This window comes from Halosimplex pelagicum (assembly GCF_013415905.1).
Classification (GTDB): Archaea; Halobacteriota; Halobacteria; order Halobacteriales; family Haloarculaceae; genus Halosimplex; species Halosimplex pelagicum.
This window is the reverse complement of sequence record NZ_CP058909.1, coordinates 3,171,308-3,188,359: the sequence shown is the minus strand read 5'-3', so window position 1 is coordinate 3,188,359 and position 17,052 is coordinate 3,171,308. Positions and strand designations below refer to the sequence as shown.

Genomic DNA, 17,052 nt, shown 5'->3' with positions numbered 1-17,052 from the left:
GTGTTACGCTCAACACCAAATATCACAATAGTGGGGTGAATTACCTCACCATCAGTCGTCAAGACCGTCGACTGGTTGTGAGACATGAGTTGATTGGTTCTCTAAATACACCTCCACAACTCAAATTCGATGAAGTTGTCGGTGATACCGGTCTCCACTTTTTTAACTCTGAGCGAGGAGAATTCAGCCTCACCACCGAAAGACAACCCGTCTCCGAGGGCCTCGATCCATCTATCTCGTTAACACCTCGGTGAAAGTGATATCGGGAATGGTACCACCACCCATTGCTTGGCGAGTACTGTATCCACGGCTCAGACGCGCGCCAATTAACAGTCCGCAACGACTTCCCAACTCAAAACCAGTCTGGTGAAAGAACCTGAAGCCATCTCCAAGTAGCGGTGTTTCTCCGCAACACCATTCCAACTACCACTGCCATCAGGGTGTAATAGAAAGCTCGTAGACCTATCTTCTGGCCTTCTGAATCGCTTAGTATAGGACACCTACTGCGCAAGCGGTCTCTGTTCGACGACCTACTACGAGGGGGCTCAGGCGATTTCGTCGATCAGTTCGAATCCGTCTTTGAATCGGACACGGTCTTCGAACCCATTCGCTGTGAGGGCGGCGACAACACCCTCACCAGCATCGGTATCCGTCGTGACGACACAGACACGGTCCGCATCCCCCTTCATCAGGCGTTCGACCGCGATGGCACCGAGTGCAGTATCAGCCTTCTCGATTTGGTCCTCATTACGGTTCGAGGACGCAGCGATATACGTTCGGACGTGGTCCATGACACGAGCGACTGTGCCGTCAGTGTAGTCCGGCTCGTCCGCGACAGTGACCCAACCGGCATCGATCGCGCTCTCGATCGGTGTCTGACCAGGCGTGCTCCGATTGGGTGCGCCGCCGAGTTCATCGTAGACGCGCTGTGGAATCACGAACGTACTGTCGTGCCGGCGAGCGAACCGTTCCAGCGCGGCATACTTGTTGTTCTGCTGGCGGCCACAGGCGATGAACAACCCCGAATCGGCGACCCACACAACCGGCGCATCGTCGTCGTCAAACAGCGGACGCTCGTCAGCCACGAGTCAGTCCTCTTCGCGTGGCGGGGTCTCGTGCGCGTCCTGGATGTCCTCGAAGTACGGGTCTATCGGCTCCATCTCCTGGACGACATCCCGGAGCGCCTGCAACACGGCGACACCGAATGCATACTGCAGATCGAGTTCACGGGCGGCGACTCGCTCGGACATCTCGCCATTCACGTAGGGGATGGCGTACATGAGCGCAGCAGCGAGTTTGCCACGTCCATACTTGTCAACGAGGAGATCGAGATCCTGGTCGTGGGGCGACCGACCGAATGCAGCGATAAGCGTCGGGGTAACCGTATACTTGTTGCCGTCCAGGGTCGCAGTAAGCGTGATCGGAACAGCCGAGTACGTGTGCGTTTTCTGGTCCTCATCCCGAGTCAGAACGCCGAGATCGACGAGTGTGCCCGTATCCGAATACGCGGTTGTCCGCGGGAGCTCCAATTCGCTGGTGATGTCGTCGATTGTGACTTCGCCGTCGCGCAGCACGAGCGTGTACAGACGTGCTAACCGTGGTTCTTCCAAGAGTTGCGCAACCGAGAGGAGACCGTTGACCGCTCGTTCGGGCCCCTCAGTGGCCTTCGACATATAATACATAAATCGTGTGTTGAACAATAATGCTTCGGGTGTCACTAACCCGCAGCAGATATCCCCATTGACTGCAACCTCACTGCCCGGGTACTCAACAGACCAGCCGGTGACCAGAATGGACACCCGTCATTGAACACCCGACACACTATACCCGAGTATGTGCCTCCGAGCGTGCGAATTCCCCACACTGACCATCTACCAGTAGAATTTTATCGGCTGGTAGCGGGCTTGTTTGGTCAGTACAGAGGAACCACTTATCACTATAGTCTCCACATCAAACATTATGTCTCACACACGCCGCCAAGCTCTCCGTTCTGCTGGTATCTTAATTGGGATGGGTCTTGCTGGCTGTTCTGAACAGCAAGAATCAACAGCCCAACTTGGAGATCTCCAATTTGTAAATAAAGACGAGTCGGTACACACTGTTGTTCTTTCAGTCCATCGAGAGAGCGACCCTGTGTTCATGGCTTCTTACGATATCCCAATGTCAAAATCGTCTACGACGACTATAAATGAGGGATGGCCGACAGATCCTGGTCAATACAGCGTCGTCGTAGCCCTCTCAGGACAGAATAATCCGGAGTCGATAGAGCTTGTTCCAGATGGTGGTTGCCAAAGCCTACTTGTTGAGATCAACAACCGATCGGTGTCATTTTTCGGGCCAGCACAAGCCACAGATAGCTGTACAACCGACGTGGCTACCTCCAGTACGAAATCAGTAGATGAATAGGATGAGATTTCTCTCGCGCTGATCGTCAACTGATGATACATATGCAGGCCTACTGAGCAGTCCATTCAACCAGTTCTACGGTGAAAACAACTCCTTGAGAATAGTTCTATGGCACGCTCCTGTCCTTGGAAAAATACCGGGCCGGTGTTCAGTTAGTCTCCGCGGAGCGCGTCCTCAACGTCTTCTAACGCGTCCAGCACCTGCTGGAGATCTCCACGGACTGACTCACCGTCACTCACGCCACTCACATCAGCCGTAGACGACTCGCTCTCCGGCGCGGGACCGCCGCGACTGTCCTCCCCGTCCTCATCACTGGCAGCCGTTGTGACCGACGTGAGCCGCTCCTGTTCCCCATCCGCATCCAACGTGTCGGCACTCGCCTCTCCTGGCTCGTCAGTCTCCTCCGCATCAGTCGATGGTCGCCCGCCCGCATCAGTGACGGCGTCCAGGGGGAAATCGTACGCTCGGGCGCGCTTCTCCTTGATCCACGTCGTCCGCGAGTGAATTCCGAACACGTCCGCGACCGTCTCGCGGTCGACCTCGCGGTCCAGGGCTTGTCGGACGCGCTCGTCGGCTGCCCGCCTGAGCAGCATCTGCGTATCATCCGCTATGCGTCCCCGCGATGAATTTGCAATCTGCCCGCTCAATCCCCATTCACCGGAGGAGGCATCCTGGTCGACGATTTGCCGGTCGCGGGACTCGACCGCGTTATCGAGCCCCATGAGCGTCCAGAGCCGTTCACGCACGGCCAAGACGGACAGATCTGCCGTCAACGCGTCCGCCACTTCGCTCGCCATCGCCGGCCCGAGTTCGCCGAGCACCGCAAGGATCTCCCGGTCGTGCGACAGCAACACCTGCGCGTCTGCTTCCGTCAGCTCGACCGGGACCTCCTGCTCCGTCGTCTGCTGATGCACCCAACTGTGACATGACCGGCACAGCGTCGTCAGATTCTCCAAATCGTGCTGATCCATCCCGTCAGGATCACGCTCGATGTGATGCACCTCCAGGTTCACCAAGCCACCGTTGCCTGGCCCGTTTCGCCCGCAAACCTGACATCGGTGTTCATCCCGGTCCAGTACCGCGTCGCGCGTCGCCGCGTCTACTGTCTCCTGCCAGTCCTCGTGCTCGCCTCGCTCCGGAGTGCCCGGACTCTCCGTCGTCTCCGGGCTGTTCGGTGTCGATGCGTTCGACGTCGTGTCTTGACTCATAGATCTTCGTGTTCAGCGTCACTGCAGTTAGTTGCGCGCCGATCCAAGCCGCCGAATCTGCATGGGTGATCGCTTCAATACCGCAGGGACTGCTCTTCGCGCCCACCGGACTGTGACTCGTCCTCCTCTGGAGTTACCCGACTCCCGAGTGTGTTCGCTGGTCAGTCATGGATCGTCGGTGTCAACGACTTCAATTGGAAATCCGACTTGCTGCAGTACCGTTGGGAAAGCCGACTCAGAGCGCCTGTGCGACGGATATCCGCCACATTGTGCAGGATCACCGCTTCGAACCGCTCTTCCTCGAACGCAGTGACGGCTTCACCGCTCTCGTCGAACGGGTCAACCGCACCCGCCGCACCACCACACAGGATCTCGTACGCCGCGTCGAGATCAGCCACTTCGTCCCCATCGACCGTCGTGTTGAACAAGTCCCGAATGATCGGCAACAGATCCGCGTACGGGAGCTCTTCGAACGGCCACGCTACGTCACATGCGGCGTACCGCGTCCGCAGGAATGGGAGGTCGAATCCGCCGTGCCACGTCTCACCGTTGTACCCAACGAGCAGGACGTCAGCCGACCGGAATCGCTCCCCAACAAACCCCGACACTGCCTCCAGCAGGCCTCGCTCAGAGTCGTGGGCGGACACCTCGACGCGTGTTTCCGTCCGCTCCTGCACGGCCGTCACAACGTCAGCACGGTCAGTGTCTCGACCACCCGTTTGGTAGAACACTCGGCACCCAAGCTCCAGCTCGAACCCGACGACAGTCACTTCATCTGCCGCGTCCAGTCCGGTCGTCTCAATGTCGAACGCCACGTGCTCTAGGGTATCGGTCACGACGATTCACCTGCCGCCCGTTGCTCGGCCGCTTGCGCCCGCGCAGGCACTCGATCCGCACCGGCAGGGCGCAGTCGGAGTTCACCGAACCCGTACTTCGCATGCGTGCCGACACGACGGATCCCGTTCTTCGCAGTCTCAACCGGTCGGTCCCCGGTGTACTCGACAACCTGCCCGTGATCGATCGTCGCCAACTCATGCACCTCGCCGTCATCGACCAGTCGAGCCGTCCGCCGGCGAAGCCCACCGTCGAACTCCCACCACCACGGCACCGACTGGCTGTCAGCCCCGGGGAACTCGCTGGCGAGGACATACGGCGATAGGAGCTCCACGGTGAGGCTGTCCGCCGCCCGAACCCCCGCATAATCGAGGTCGTCCAGGGCGATAGTCTGCGTGTCCGTCAGCGACAGTTCACCAAGCCCGTAGTTTCGCCCGCCGCCAACACGCAACCCGTCGAGGACGTCCTCAGAGAGTGGGATGACGTCCGCAGCACCACTGTCAGCATGCACGTAGCAGTGGACGTGCCAGTGCATTGTCCGCTTCGTATGGTGGTGCTCGGGCGGTTTCCCAAAGCGCGTCGCCGGCGCGAACGCCTGCCGGCCGCCATGACTCTGCACGTCATGCGTGTTGTGGGCGTCACGGGGCCGAGTGTCCGACAGCCACCGCTGTGCCCCGTCCCGGAACAGGAACAAGTCCTCGTAGGCCTCGACCGGTCGAAGGCTCGTCCCCAAGTACGGTGGCCCGCCCGGTTGTGAGTGCTCGTCCGGATAGGCCCCGAACTCCCCGGGGACGAACACACCCATACTGACATTGAGATGTCGTCGCGTTCGGGCGTCTACGCGCCGTGCGAGTGCGTTGTACAGCGCGTGTCCCGAGACGAAATACGGGTGCCCCATGTAGTCAGTCTCCAGCTCGAACAGCACCTGCTGAATCGTGTTCATCACTTCCACGCCCCCTCGGTTCGAGTCCGGGTTCTGCCAGGAATCACGTGCCATCACCCCGATCGACGCCAGCCGACGCGTGCGCAGCAGTGAACTCGTCGATGAATGCCAGCGCCGCTGACCACGACCGGATCCGCCGCAATTGCGCATCCAGGATCCGCCACCGACGCTCACCATCTACGTCAAGCGGGTGGTCAGGGAGCCGCGACCACGTATCTGCGAACGACCGGGCCGGCTGGTCCCCGAGTCCTGCGGCCGGCCGATCCCCGGGTGTGGCTGTCACATGGAACGCGATGTCGGGCGTCCACAGGATCGCGCGGTGGGGCTCGACTCCCTCAGCTGCCAACGCTGTCTCCGGGTCACGGGTCAACTCCCCGCCCGCATTCGTCGTGTCAGGAGCCGTCGCCACGAGCGCGAGGTCCGCGAACGCATGGCCAGCGCGGTAACTGTGCAAGAGGGCCGCCGTCAGGAGCGTATGGTACTGCAGCGACGTGTACGGGTAGTACAGCGACTCATTGAACGCAGCCGCCACATCGCTCGTTAACCACCGCGCATGCAAGCGCTCGGGATCGGCTGGCGTCAAAAGATCCTGGACCCCGCCGTCGGCAGCCACCCGGATCCGCTCGGTGTCGACGGCCGTCTCACCCGTCAGCAGCGACAGGCGATACGGCGACGCGTGATTGGCGACCGTCTGTTCAGGCTCGCCACGCGGTCGACTGAGTTGGGCCCCGTCCCGGTCCGCATGCAGTGGGACCGTCTCGTTCACTGGAACGCCATGATACGTGTCCGCCGCCGCACCGTGTGACCGCCCCCGAAGTTTGTGGACATCGTGACGGTAGACAGCCACCATCGAATCCGTCTGCGAGCGTGACTCCGGCTCCAGTTCAGCGCGAGCGGTGTCGGCTTCGGCAGCCGTCCGGTGGTGCGAATCACCCATGCTCTTCCCCCTCAGCACTACCGCCTCGACCAGCGGGGGCATCAGCACCGCGTTCGTCATGGGCGCACACCGCAGGGTCAAGCTGTGATAGGACGCCCGTCGTCGGCCCCGCTGCGTGCACTCGGGTACGGTCCCGGTTCAGGACTGTGACCGGCACAGCGGTCGCCGCGGCCGATGCGCGCCGAACCGGCTCGGCTTCGCGCTTTGGTTCCCGGCAGCGCTCCGGCGCGTTGCCCGGCTGCCAGTCTTCTCTGCACGCGCGGACGGGAGCCACGTCGAAGGCCGAGTCATGCTCCGGAGCCGGGCCAGGACGCCGGCCCGTCGTCCGGGTCACGCTCCGTCCTCCTCTTCATCATCGCTGCGTGTCGGCATCGGCAGATCGCCGTCACGTTGTGCAGTCCGCGCCTGCAGCGCCCGCACGAACTCCTCACGGCACTGGTCTCGCCAGATGGCGTCCTTGGTGCCCATTGCGCCCGTTGCGTCATGTGCGCGATTATAGACCCGGCGGATCTCCGCCTCGCTGTAGAGGGGATTCACGATCGTCGCATCAGCCATGCCACCACCGAAATTCCGCGCCCCGCCGAGCTGCAGTTCGTACGCATCGCTGTGCGCATCCAGGAAATCAATCGCCTCGACGAGGAGGCCGACGTATTCGGGTTTCAGCTCACGAAGGGTGAGTCGCCACGTGCCCTCCAAGTTCCCGACGACGTCGCGGGTGGCCTGCCGGAGCGGTTGGCCCTCGTCGTCGTCGTTGCGCGAGCGGACCTGTGTGTTCAACTGTCGGTAATGCGCTTCCGCCTCTCCCTGCGTGACGTCGACTTGTTTGCGGATGGGCGAGAAGCTGATCGGCCGCCTGATGACGCGCCCCGCACGGTCACCGAAGCCGCCAAACAGGCCATGGATGACGCAGCCAGCGTCCGAGTCCGTCTCGGATTTATCAACACACGACCCCTTCTCGTGATACCCCGCCTCCAAGTCACGCTCGTACACGTCCTTGAGCATGTAATCCGCGTTCGCCTCGCCCGGATGGCATACCGTCGCGCCCGCCGCTTGGACGACCCGCTCACAGCCGTGGCGCAGCCATCCCGACAGCGTGAACGGCGAAATCTGACCCGCGATTTGATTTTGCGGGTCATCCGCTTCGTAGCGGTCCGCGGAGGCATGGTGGCGATCCGTGACGATCCCATCCCCGGGTGCCAGCAGGTCAATGTCGAGGCCGACGTACAGATCCGGGAACGTCGTGTCCGCAACATCGCGGGGTAGGTCGACGTCGATATCGAGGTGCGAGTCGGAGACGGACTGCCTGTCCTGATCCCCGTGCATCCTCAGCGCGCACCCCCCGGACCGTCGGTCGGGGTATCGGGTGTCGATTCGACGGCGTCGGTAGTCGTTGTGTCCGTCTCTGTGTCCGCGTCGGGGGTGTTCTCAGAGGCAGTGTCGGTCCGGACTACCGGACGTTGCCACGGTTTCCGCGTCGCTTCGTGGTCCGCAGCCGTGTACATATCGCTCCGCGCGATCGGCTGGCGGAACCACGCTGTTCCCGGTAATGGGTGGACGGTAGCCGTCTCAGCAGGACTGACAGCGCGAGGCTGCGGAGCCAGCAGGACTAACCAGGAGGATTGGGTTGCCTGATCTGAGCAGCGGCCGACCCGGCCATCCACGACGAGTTCGCGCACGCCGAGCGTGAAATATTCCGTCGGCTCGTGCCGGCAATCGGTGCATTTGGTGTGGCCGACTTGGAAGGCCGGTTGATCGGCCGGCCGGAAGGCAAACGCAACGAGCCCGTCGCCTTCCCGGAGTTTCTCGCCGCAGACTTGGCATTCCGCGACCTCTTTTAATGTTATTTGTTTTATGTCTTCAATCAACTGTTCGTGAGCTTCTTGTCCGCCGAGTTCTACGCTTTCCATGGGTTCTCAGATTTGGAGCGGGAGCCCGGCCCGGGCGGTGATGACGCCCGGGCGTTTCCTGAACTGCTACGCCTCAAGGGGCCGGGTTTCCACACCATCTCCTACACTGTGTAATGGTATAAACCTTCCCCATCTCCTACTAAGGAGATGGATAACACAGTAAGACCCATCATTTACATACCTGATGTCTACGAAAGGGCGATTGTGCCAGGAAAGGATCGTGAAGAAGAATCTGGAAAATATACTACAAGCTATCCAGATTCATCTTTCTTAGAAGCTATTCAGCAACTTGGTGGAATGGCTGGCACTTCGGAGATAGCTGAAGAAGTGGGGTGTACCCGGCGAACAGCATATACACGACTCAAATCTATCGAAGAGGATGGTCGCATCAATAGTCGAAAAGTAGGAAATTCGTTAGTTTGGAGCACATCGGGTTAGCTTGGTGGAATAACTTCAATGGCTACGATCAGTCAAAAGTCCACTTTCTGAGAATCTCATCTGTAACTCGCTCACGGTACATATTAGGGCCAATAGCTCCAATATCGCTATTCACTGTCGGAGCAACTACTTTCATGTCAGAATACTACCGTCGTGGCATCACGAGAGTCCTGCATTCATGTGGGATTTATATGGTTTCATCGACGTGTCTTTGTAAATGGCATCCTCTGACGAGACGTATTCTCGCGCTGACGCCGAAGACGAGATCGATATTCTCCGACGTGTCGAAGACGACGTCGTAGATGCGATCCAGAACGCCGAAAACGAAGATGTTCTCGAATACCTCATCGAAGACCAGGAATTAGACAGCGTCCACGACGGAAAGCGGGGCCTCGGCGCGGTCAGGAAGGCCGTCCTTGAATCATCGATCGCCTCTGACCGTCTCAAGCGCATCGTGAGTCTTCGGGGCGACGAGACGCCCGAGGATATTCTGGTACCGCGGGACGTGGAACGGAACGCGAAGGTCGCTCTTGAAGCAGGGAAGCCGGTCGTTCTCTACGGACCGACCGGGACAGGAAAGACGACCTTCGCCAAGCAGCTCGCTCGGGAAACCGGGATCGGGTACACGCTCAACACGGCTACGCCCTCGTGGACGCCGTCGGACATCATCGGTGGGGTCAGCCCGGACTACACTGGAGACGACTTGAGTTATCGAACCAAACTCGGTTGCGTTTCCGAAGCGGTCCAGCGTGCCAGGACGTTCGACGTCGAGTACGGCGTCATCCTGGACGAGATCACCCGAGCAGATATCTCCAAAATCTTCGGCCCACTCTACACGGCCATCGAGAACCCGCACCAGACGATCTTCGAGACCGACGAGGGCGAGACTATCGAACTCGACGAGCGGGTGAATATCATCTGTACGATGAACATGTCCGACCGGACGGTGAACGAACTCGACAACGCGATCACCCGCCGGTTTGCGATGATCGAACTCGATGAGTACGAGGAGGACAAGCGCCGCCAGCTGTTCAAAGACTGGATCACCACCCACGTCACCGACCAGTCTGATCTCGTCGACAGCGACATCCTCCGTCTCTTCGAGCGCGACTACGAGGGCATCAATCACGGACACGAGGCGACGTCGCAAGGGGCGATCATGCGGTTTGGACCGATGCACTACCGCGACGTTGCGGTATTCCTCGGCGTCGCCTGCCGGGAGGGAGGCGAGTACGAGCACGACCAGACAGCTGCAGTCGGACAAGCGTTCCGGACGTACGTCGTTCCCCGGCTCCTGAACTCCGCAGCGTTCCCGCAGATGGAGCGTATCGTCCAGCATTATCGTGCGCTGAACGATGAATTCGATGAGTTTGACCTCTCCCCGGCCGCTGAACTCGCGGAGCGAGAGCTCGAACAGGAGCGTCGCCAGATGGGTTCCTATGACCAATGAGCGCCGTCGACGACGTCTACCAGTTCGGACAGGAGACCTTCAACGTCCCTGAGCGGGGTGAGATACGGATCGAGGGGTGTCCATCGTCTATCACTGACCAGCTCCGTAGAGCGTCGTTCACGCGCGAGAGTCCCGGCGTCTACACTAAGAGCCAGTCTGCACTCGACTCCGAGCGGGAGTACGAGGTCGTGACCGTCACCGTCGACGGCGAAGAAGACGATGTCCTCCACGTCGAGGCGACCGATATCGTCGGGGTCGTGAGTTTAACACCGTCGTCGAAAGTCCAAGTGGACCCCAAAGTCGAGTGGGAGTACATTTTCGACATGCTGCTCGCGGTCTACGACCAGAACCGATCGGTCAAGTATCACGGCGTTCCGCTGCAGGATTTCCTCTCTGACGACATCCACCTCGACGACGTGTTCGTCGTTCTGGCCATCAACTATCTCGACGGTCTAGAGACCATCCGGCGCAACGGCTACATACGGGACCTGGTCATTCAACGGATCAACAGTATCGACGGTCAAGGTGAGATCGATGTCGAGCAAACACTGTTGAACCACGCGCGGGGAACCCTGGAACCGCAGTGGATCCGCAACGAGACAGAGCACGATAACGCGGCGAACTCGCTGATTCACTACGCCGGACAGACGCTACTCCGACTCTTCCGGCAGAACGCTACAGAGAACGAGCATCCGGCGTACGACCGGATATTCTCGGAGGTCCACCGGGAAGTGGAGCGTTTGGAAAGTATGGGTGTCAGCAGCGATCTGGACCGGATGGACGCGTACCGCAAGCTCACACTCAACGACCTTCCGCGACAACGTCGGTACTACCGGAAAGCGTTCGACGTGTCCAAGGCCGTCTTGTCGTCGTCGCTTGGCCAGCAACTCCGTGACGGTCCCCGAGAACTGGTCGTAGACTACGTGCTGAACATGGAGTCGCTGTTCGAACAGTACTCGCAGGTCGTCATCGAGCGCGAGCTATCGCACATCAAGTCCTACGACCACTTAGACGAACTCGACGACGTGACGCCTGTCCGCTCACCTTCGGTGAACCCGTTCGAAGGTGAGGGGAGCGTATACCACCAGCCGGACCATGCGCTACAGGAGGGAGATGAGACCCTCGCGGTACTGGACTCGAAGTACTATGATGAGGACCACGATCCGGTCGTGGACTCTTCGTCACGGTCGCGGCTGTTCAGCTACGCGTATCTCCTCGATTCGGACCGGCTGGCGTTCCTGTGTCCGCTACTCGAACCGAAGCGTCGACGAGTCGTACAGACTGGCGCGGAGTTACAGATACTCTCTCCGGAGGGAGAGTTCTCTCTCGACGCCTACGGGAGCGCCGTCCACGAGTATCTCCACGAAGTGCTCGTAGAGGACGTTCCGGAACTGGACGCGTTCCGAGCCGTCGCCGAGAACGAATTGTGTCTCGATGGAGTCGACGAAACCGACCTGAGCAGCGCGAAAGAGAGGGGCGGACCGTTCACGTTCAGAGACGCACAGGACTTCTCACTGCGGGTTCTCAAGGCCGCAGCGGACGAACATTCCTACGAAGTTCGGAACCGGTACGATCTAGAGCAGGAAGGGGACTGGACACGGGACCAGATCGAAACGCGATGTGAGGATCGATACGAACACACAACGACGTGTGTCCCGGTGTTCTGCCGTGATAACGGGGAAGAATGGATCGACCTGTACTTCCTTGTGAACGGTACCGGGGAAGTAGAAAAAGAGGGGCCATTGAAATTACTGTAACCTCTTGTGACGGGTCCTGGTGTCGTATTCCGATGTGGCTGCCTGTGGCTGCCTATGGCATATACAAGGGAGGATCTATATTCTCTGGCGGTGATTTCATTTTAGCCATAGCATGGCCCTGATTTACTTCCATTATTTTGACGACAACCCATTTATTGACGGGTACTGGATTGCCTTTTGAGGAAATGTGTATATATTGAGCTCCGGACCCGCGGCGGTGGTGGATGTGCAGATATCCCTTTGTCCCGATTCCCTTCTTTCCCTTCGCGTGGTCAATTTTCGCTTCAACATAGTCTCCTACAGATAGTTCAGAGATCCCCACTGTAGAGTCATCACGAGGTTCTGTATCCGAATCCAAATCTTGTGAATTCCTATCTTTTAGCTTACGACCAAGCGCATCGGTCAGAGGTTTAACGTGCGTGATCTCAAGTCCCTCTGACGTCGGTTGATACGAGAATTCCACACGCATATTTGTCTTCAGACTCATATCTTCAAACATACTCTGGTGGAAAAAGACGTCTTCATCCACATCATCGGTTCTTGTTTCTATGAAACCCCACTCATCATCTTGAAACGTCCTTGCGACTCGCCCTTGATATGAATCCGAATGCGGTGGTTCTGGAGCCCATTCGGCTTGCGAGTTCGCTTCAGTAGAATTTTCGATCTGGTTCTTTTCGACGTAATTCTGGATATTCTCGCGCTCGTCTACATCTAAGTCATTTCTGGAGAGCAAACTCTCGAAGAATATTTCTCGCTCAGATGCTGGTAGACGTTTCGGCTGTCCATTGGTAGGGATATCTATTAGCTCGTTATAGGTTTCAACACCGGTCTCCCCTGTGTAGATTAGATCCAAACCACGAAGCGTATGGAACACCTCAGGAGGGACTTTCTCCTCAACGGCACAACTGTCTAAGATCTCAAGAACATCTCGCGCAAACGCTGAGACCTGATAAGTGATATTCCTCCCGTCGTATGCATCGTAAATATAGTAGCCGTCGTTCTCACTGGATGGAACATATTCATGGAGAATTGCCATACACACCCTATCCAGACAGTGGTATTAAACCCCGAACTCACAGTTGTGGATCACCAGTGAGGCCAGTGGATTTAGAACGGTGAGACCAGCCAATCCCCGTCTCCTTTCCGCTCTAGTTGCGGGCCGAACACCTCTTGTAGGGAGTGGAGGTTGTCGCCGTCGCGCAGATCGTAGGTCTTGCCCTGTCGGTGGAACGAACCGTCGACGACGAATTGTACCGTTGGATTCTGGTACTCAAGGTCGTTCGCTCGGCGATCCATCTCGCGGGCGAGTTCTTTTGCGAGGTCGCCATCGTCGAACGCATCCGCGAGGCCGACGACGCTCACTTCGTCAGGGACATCGTCGTCTTTGAGACACTGGAGAAATTCGTCGACCGGTATCTGATGATCGAACTCGTCGTGTTCCCCTTCAATGACGAGATTGTAGCGGCCGGGGATCTGGCCAGGGCCTGCCATTGCTAATCCGTAATCTCTCATTCATACGTAAAATAGTTGCTCACACGTTTTTCCACCATTTCGACGTGGCGACGAACAGTCCAACACCGATCGTAATGGCGTGAGATATCGCTAACTCCACCAGAGTTTCAGCGAGCAGGAGCTCGTCAAGTGGCCACGGGACCACTCGACTGATATAAAACTCCATGACGGCATTGAGCGCGGCTTCTACTGAACCGGATGCCAATAAACCGAGCACGAAGGTCGCAAGCGAGAGAACGGTCCCTCCGTAGATATACATATTCACTAACCCGACTCGGGAGGTCGCCACCCCACCCGCGTACTTTACTGCACCACGATTGCGGCGCATATTTCCAAATGGTGTCCAATTAATAAATTTCTATCCCTTGACCGGATTATCGGGGCCACATATGAGGGAGAAACGACAGAATACAGACTGAGAGATCGGTTAGTAGCTCGTGATATCGCGGTCGCCGAGCACCCGCGTATAGGTGTCGTCACCGGTCACGTCGGCGAGCCGGCCAGCCAACTCGCGCAGATCGTCGTCGACGTCCCACTTTTCGACGTAGTTCTGGACGGCCTGCCCCTTCTCATAGCGGTACCGGAGGAACTGGAGTTTGTCGAGATTCGAGAGGTGATCGCCGCCGTCGCCGTTAACGCGCTCCTGGATGTACGCCTGGCGCTTCTCGTTGTCCCACGTCCCGAGTTCGAAGCCGTCGTCCTGGTTGTACAGGTGCATCTCCTTGAGGTCGTCCGGAGTGGCGTTGGTCCCGCGGGAGAGCTTGTTCACGTCGTCGTAGGAGACGTTCGACGTGTCCAGCAGGTCGATGAACACGTCCTCGACGCCAATGTCGCTAGCCTCTTGGATGATACCGTAGATCTCTTGGACGACCTCCTTAGCGTCCATAATATCGCCGTCACGTTGGACTTTCCCGTGGTGCTTGGAGTACTCGCGGAAACACGCGCCCATTTCCATGACGCCGATGTCACCACGGGAGAGCTCTCGGCTCTCTTCGAGTTGTTGGCGGGTACGTCGGGCCGTACGATAGATATCCCGGCGGAGGGAGTTCCACGAGGCCGGCTGTGTGTCATCAATGGGGCGTGCGACGACGACGATGTCAAAGGAGACGGCCTCGCCTTTTGTGAGTTTGTTAATATCTGCTGATATTGGATAGGTCGCTGTGACCTCAAAGCCGACATCACAAACGGACTCTAATAAGCCACCCCATGATTCAGAATCACTGTGGTGGTAAGTAAATGCCAAGAATCCATCATCTTTCAGACAGTCTCGAATCTTGGAAAATCCTTGGTGAAGATCGGTCTCAAATTCTTCTTCACCTTTCTTTTCCGCAGGATTTGCTACGATACTCTCAGCACTAGGTGTTTTCTCCCAAGTAAAGTGCTCGTACTTCTCACTGAGGCTTGGCTTGAGCCAGGAATAAAAGAAGTTTGATAACTCTGAATAGATAATATTATCATAGTACGGAGGATCAGTTATAACAGCGTCAAATTCTTCATCAAATTCAAGATCTCGCATATCTCCTTGGTGTATAGTAAAGTTATCCCCGATCGATTTTTCGAACGGTGACGTTTCAATGGACTCACCATCCTTTACAAATCTCTCTGTCGGTGCTGATGCATACTCAACGCCGCTCTTCACAAGGTTAAAAATAGCCTCAAAAGTCCCTCTCCCATATTTAGCGCCCCATACGTTACCCTCCGTGGGCTGTTGCGGAGGATCAAACGAATTCGATTTGAACATGTTTGTGATTTTATTATATGCGTAATCATAACCAACCATCTGATTGTTTGACCGGAGAGTTCCGCTGAGAGCTAACAGAAGATATTCTTGGATGTTGTCATCCTCAATATTATCTATCGAATCCGCTAATTTAGACAATGAAAGAAGCTGCCTGGTGTTATACATATCTGCCCACCTGTTATAACTGTGGTTAAATACATCGTGACCATCGTATCTAAGATCTGAATCAGTTGCTGTAACAGCACCATATGGAATCTCATCGTTCGGTACATATTGATGTAGTTCATCAGATTCAACCCACTCAGCCTTCGCATCTTCAAATCGGTCGATATCTGCTTGATCTACAGATTTATAGCCTTTTACGTCAGATCTCCCGAATCCATCTTTTTCGTCACAAGTTGGACAGTAATATTCAATAGCATACATACGAAGACCGAATCCATTCTGTTCTTGAATAGCATCTGTGATTCCGTATTTCTGTCCACAGTGGGGGCAATTATACTTCCCACGAGATGCATTCCCCTCCTTTGGTACAAATCTATTCCCGCAGTTGTTGCAACTGCTCTCAGACTGCCAATCATCTACGAACGTTACTTCCCCACAGTCAGGACACAGAACGTTATATTTGTCGTCGTTTTCGTAGCGACCTTTACCAACACGATAGTCTCTGAACAACGGAACTGTGTGATCGCACGAGACACACTCCAGTTCCTTCACCCAAAAGTTGTACATCACGTCCGCTTCGTGGTCGCCGTTCGGGCAGGGCGTCTTGTAGTACTGCGTAATCTCGTCGGCAACATCCTCCTTTACCTGCTCGAAGGCCTCTTCCAGTTTTTCGACATCGGTCTGACCGGCTTCGAGTTCCTTCTTCGTGACGAACCACGCGACGGGGTTCAGGTCGTTGCCAACGACCTCAGCGCCGAAGCGCGAGGCTTCGACGAGCGAGGTGCCGCCACCCATGAACGGGTCGAGGACCTTCTTGTCCTCAACGCGGACATCCTTGGGGTATAGCTCCCATAGGCTCTCGGGATCGGACATATCCACGCGTTCGAGCAACGACGCGATGTCCACCTCCGGGCCGCCGTCGGCGTCGTCGCCGTAGCCGGCGAGCGTCTCCCCCTCGTGACCGGGCTCGAACACCGAAACCTTCTCCGGGTCGTCCAGCAGCGTGTAGAGTGAGATAGCGCGGAAGACGCAGCCGAGTCGGCGTGCCCACCACTTGTGCATCGTGTATATCGGACGATAGTACATCTTCGCCCGTCCCTCCTTCGCGGCGATTTCGTTGACACGCTCAATGGGGAACCCGCGTTCGATGGGGAGTTCCGTCCGTTCCTGCTGGTCCGACGAAGATCCGGATTGCTCGGACATGAGTCAGTATGTAACAGGGATTACCGACGACCCACATAAGTGTGCGTTCTCCGTGATGGGAACCAGGCCCTTGAGACCGATAGCTAGATCGGAACTGCTACAATGTCGATCGAGTCAAGAACGGTCTCAGGAGCCGGTACTGTTCTTCTTGCCGCGGCGGTACGTCCAGTACAGGAGTATCAGAAGCGGTAGGAGAATCGGAGCGTCAACATTTCCACCGTTGGCCTCTGCGATGGCGGACAGCCCTAAGATACCAACGAAGGCAACTAGCAATATCGGGAATACGATCTTCTCGCCGATCGTTAGTCCGGACCAGAATGTGCCGCCAGAAGAACTACTTGTAGTGGTCTCATGGCTGCTATTCTGATCGCAGCTTTTGCAAATTATCGGGTCCCCGTTCAGTTCCTTGTATCGGGAGGGTTGCAGTCGAAGACCTTGGTGACAGGAGCTACATTCAGTATGAATTAGACAATCCTGACAAAATGGATCGCTACCGAACTTTTGGAAGTACTCGGTCTTCACCTCGAACTGTTTTCCGCATTTCGTACATG

16 protein-coding genes are annotated in these 17,052 nt (G+C 57.1%); 4 read left to right on the top strand and 12 right to left on the bottom strand.

Annotated elements, in window-relative coordinates; all coding sequences use genetic code 11:
- Nucleotides 1-545: 545 nt before the first annotated feature.
- Both HZS54_RS15900 and HZS54_RS15895 read right to left on the bottom strand, forming a co-directional pair.
- Entirely contained in the window at nucleotides 546-1,085 is a 540-nt protein-coding gene (locus tag HZS54_RS15900; RefSeq protein ID WP_179918075.1) for a PIN domain-containing protein, read from the bottom strand.
- A gap of 3 nt (nucleotides 1,086-1,088) precedes the next feature.
- Nucleotides 1,089-1,673 (bottom strand): DUF7437 domain-containing protein, encoded by a 585-nt coding sequence (locus HZS54_RS15895; protein WP_179918074.1) that lies wholly within the window; start codon nucleotides 1,671-1,673, stop codon nucleotides 1,089-1,091.
- Between the two features lie 286 nt (nucleotides 1,674-1,959).
- Here HZS54_RS15895 and HZS54_RS15890 point away from each other — a divergent pair, with 286 nt between their 5' ends.
- On the top strand, nucleotides 1,960-2,406 hold the full coding sequence (locus HZS54_RS15890) for a hypothetical protein (protein ID WP_179918073.1): 447 nt from the start codon (nucleotides 1,960-1,962) through the stop codon (nucleotides 2,404-2,406).
- Nucleotides 2,407-2,558: 152 nt separating this feature from the next.
- On the opposite strand, the gene HZS54_RS15885 is transcribed toward HZS54_RS15890, so the two are convergent.
- From HZS54_RS15885 to HZS54_RS15860, 6 genes are all read right to left on the bottom strand, one after another.
- On the bottom strand, nucleotides 2,559-3,614 hold the full coding sequence (locus tag HZS54_RS15885; RefSeq protein WP_179918072.1) for an HNH endonuclease: 1,056 nt from the start codon (nucleotides 3,612-3,614) through the stop codon (nucleotides 2,559-2,561).
- 161 nt (nucleotides 3,615-3,775) lie between these two features.
- On the bottom strand, nucleotides 3,776-4,450 hold the full coding sequence (locus tag HZS54_RS15880) for a 3'-5' exonuclease family protein (protein WP_179918071.1): 675 nt from the start codon (nucleotides 4,448-4,450) through the stop codon (nucleotides 3,776-3,778).
- A complete protein-coding gene (locus HZS54_RS15875) occupies nucleotides 4,447-5,391 on the bottom strand; it encodes a hypothetical protein (RefSeq protein WP_179918070.1) in 945 nt (314 codons plus the stop codon). The genes HZS54_RS15880 and HZS54_RS15875 overlap by 4 nt, the downstream gene beginning before the upstream one ends.
- A 43-nt stretch (nucleotides 5,392-5,434) precedes the next feature.
- Nucleotides 5,435-6,388 (bottom strand): DUF8168 family protein, encoded by a 954-nt coding sequence (locus HZS54_RS15870; RefSeq protein ID WP_246391669.1) that lies wholly within the window; start codon nucleotides 6,386-6,388, stop codon nucleotides 5,435-5,437.
- A gap of 270 nt (nucleotides 6,389-6,658) precedes the next feature.
- Nucleotides 6,659-7,651, bottom strand: coding sequence for a hypothetical protein (locus tag HZS54_RS15865; protein WP_179918069.1), 993 nt, complete (start codon nucleotides 7,649-7,651; stop codon nucleotides 6,659-6,661).
- A 2-nt stretch (nucleotides 7,652-7,653) separates the two neighbouring features.
- Nucleotides 7,654-8,235 (bottom strand): DUF8112 family protein, encoded by a 582-nt coding sequence (locus HZS54_RS15860; RefSeq protein ID WP_179918068.1) that lies wholly within the window; start codon nucleotides 8,233-8,235, stop codon nucleotides 7,654-7,656.
- Between the two features lie 147 nt (nucleotides 8,236-8,382).
- Here HZS54_RS15860 and HZS54_RS15855 point away from each other — a divergent pair, with 147 nt between their 5' ends.
- The 3 genes from HZS54_RS15855 (at nucleotide 8,383) to HZS54_RS15845 (ending at nucleotide 11,880) form a co-directional block, all read left to right on the top strand.
- Complete coding sequence (locus tag HZS54_RS15855; RefSeq protein WP_246391668.1) at nucleotides 8,383-8,673, top strand: HTH domain-containing protein; 291 nt, start codon at nucleotides 8,383-8,385, stop codon at nucleotides 8,671-8,673.
- A 217-nt stretch (nucleotides 8,674-8,890) separates the two neighbouring features.
- Nucleotides 8,891-10,123, top strand: a complete 1,233-nt coding sequence (locus HZS54_RS15850; RefSeq protein ID WP_179918067.1) for an AAA family ATPase — start codon at nucleotides 8,891-8,893, stop codon at nucleotides 10,121-10,123.
- The gene (locus HZS54_RS15845; protein WP_179918066.1) at nucleotides 10,120-11,880 is read left to right on the top strand and encodes a 5-methylcytosine restriction system specificity protein McrC; all 1,761 of its coding nucleotides are present in this window, start codon (nucleotides 10,120-10,122) and stop codon (nucleotides 11,878-11,880) included. The genes HZS54_RS15850 and HZS54_RS15845 overlap by 4 nt, the downstream gene beginning before the upstream one ends.
- A gap of 52 nt (nucleotides 11,881-11,932) precedes the next feature.
- Here the strand turns inward: HZS54_RS15845 and HZS54_RS15840 are convergent, their stop codons facing one another.
- From HZS54_RS15840 to HZS54_RS15825, 4 genes are all read right to left on the bottom strand, one after another.
- A complete protein-coding gene (locus HZS54_RS15840; RefSeq protein WP_179918065.1) occupies nucleotides 11,933-12,916 on the bottom strand; it encodes a cold-shock protein in 984 nt (327 codons plus the stop codon).
- 71 nt (nucleotides 12,917-12,987) lie between these two features.
- Nucleotides 12,988-13,371, bottom strand: coding sequence for a DUF8076 family protein (locus tag HZS54_RS15835; protein ID WP_179918064.1), 384 nt, complete (start codon nucleotides 13,369-13,371; stop codon nucleotides 12,988-12,990).
- Nucleotides 13,372-13,411: 40 nt separating this feature from the next.
- Nucleotides 13,412-13,720, bottom strand: a complete 309-nt coding sequence (locus HZS54_RS15830; protein ID WP_179918063.1) for a hypothetical protein — start codon at nucleotides 13,718-13,720, stop codon at nucleotides 13,412-13,414.
- Between the two features lie 99 nt (nucleotides 13,721-13,819).
- Nucleotides 13,820-16,501: a DUF1156 domain-containing protein gene (locus tag HZS54_RS15825; RefSeq protein WP_179918062.1), complete on the bottom strand. Its 2,682-nt coding sequence runs from the start codon at nucleotides 16,499-16,501 to the stop codon at nucleotides 13,820-13,822.
- Nucleotides 16,502-17,052 lie beyond the last annotated feature (551 nt).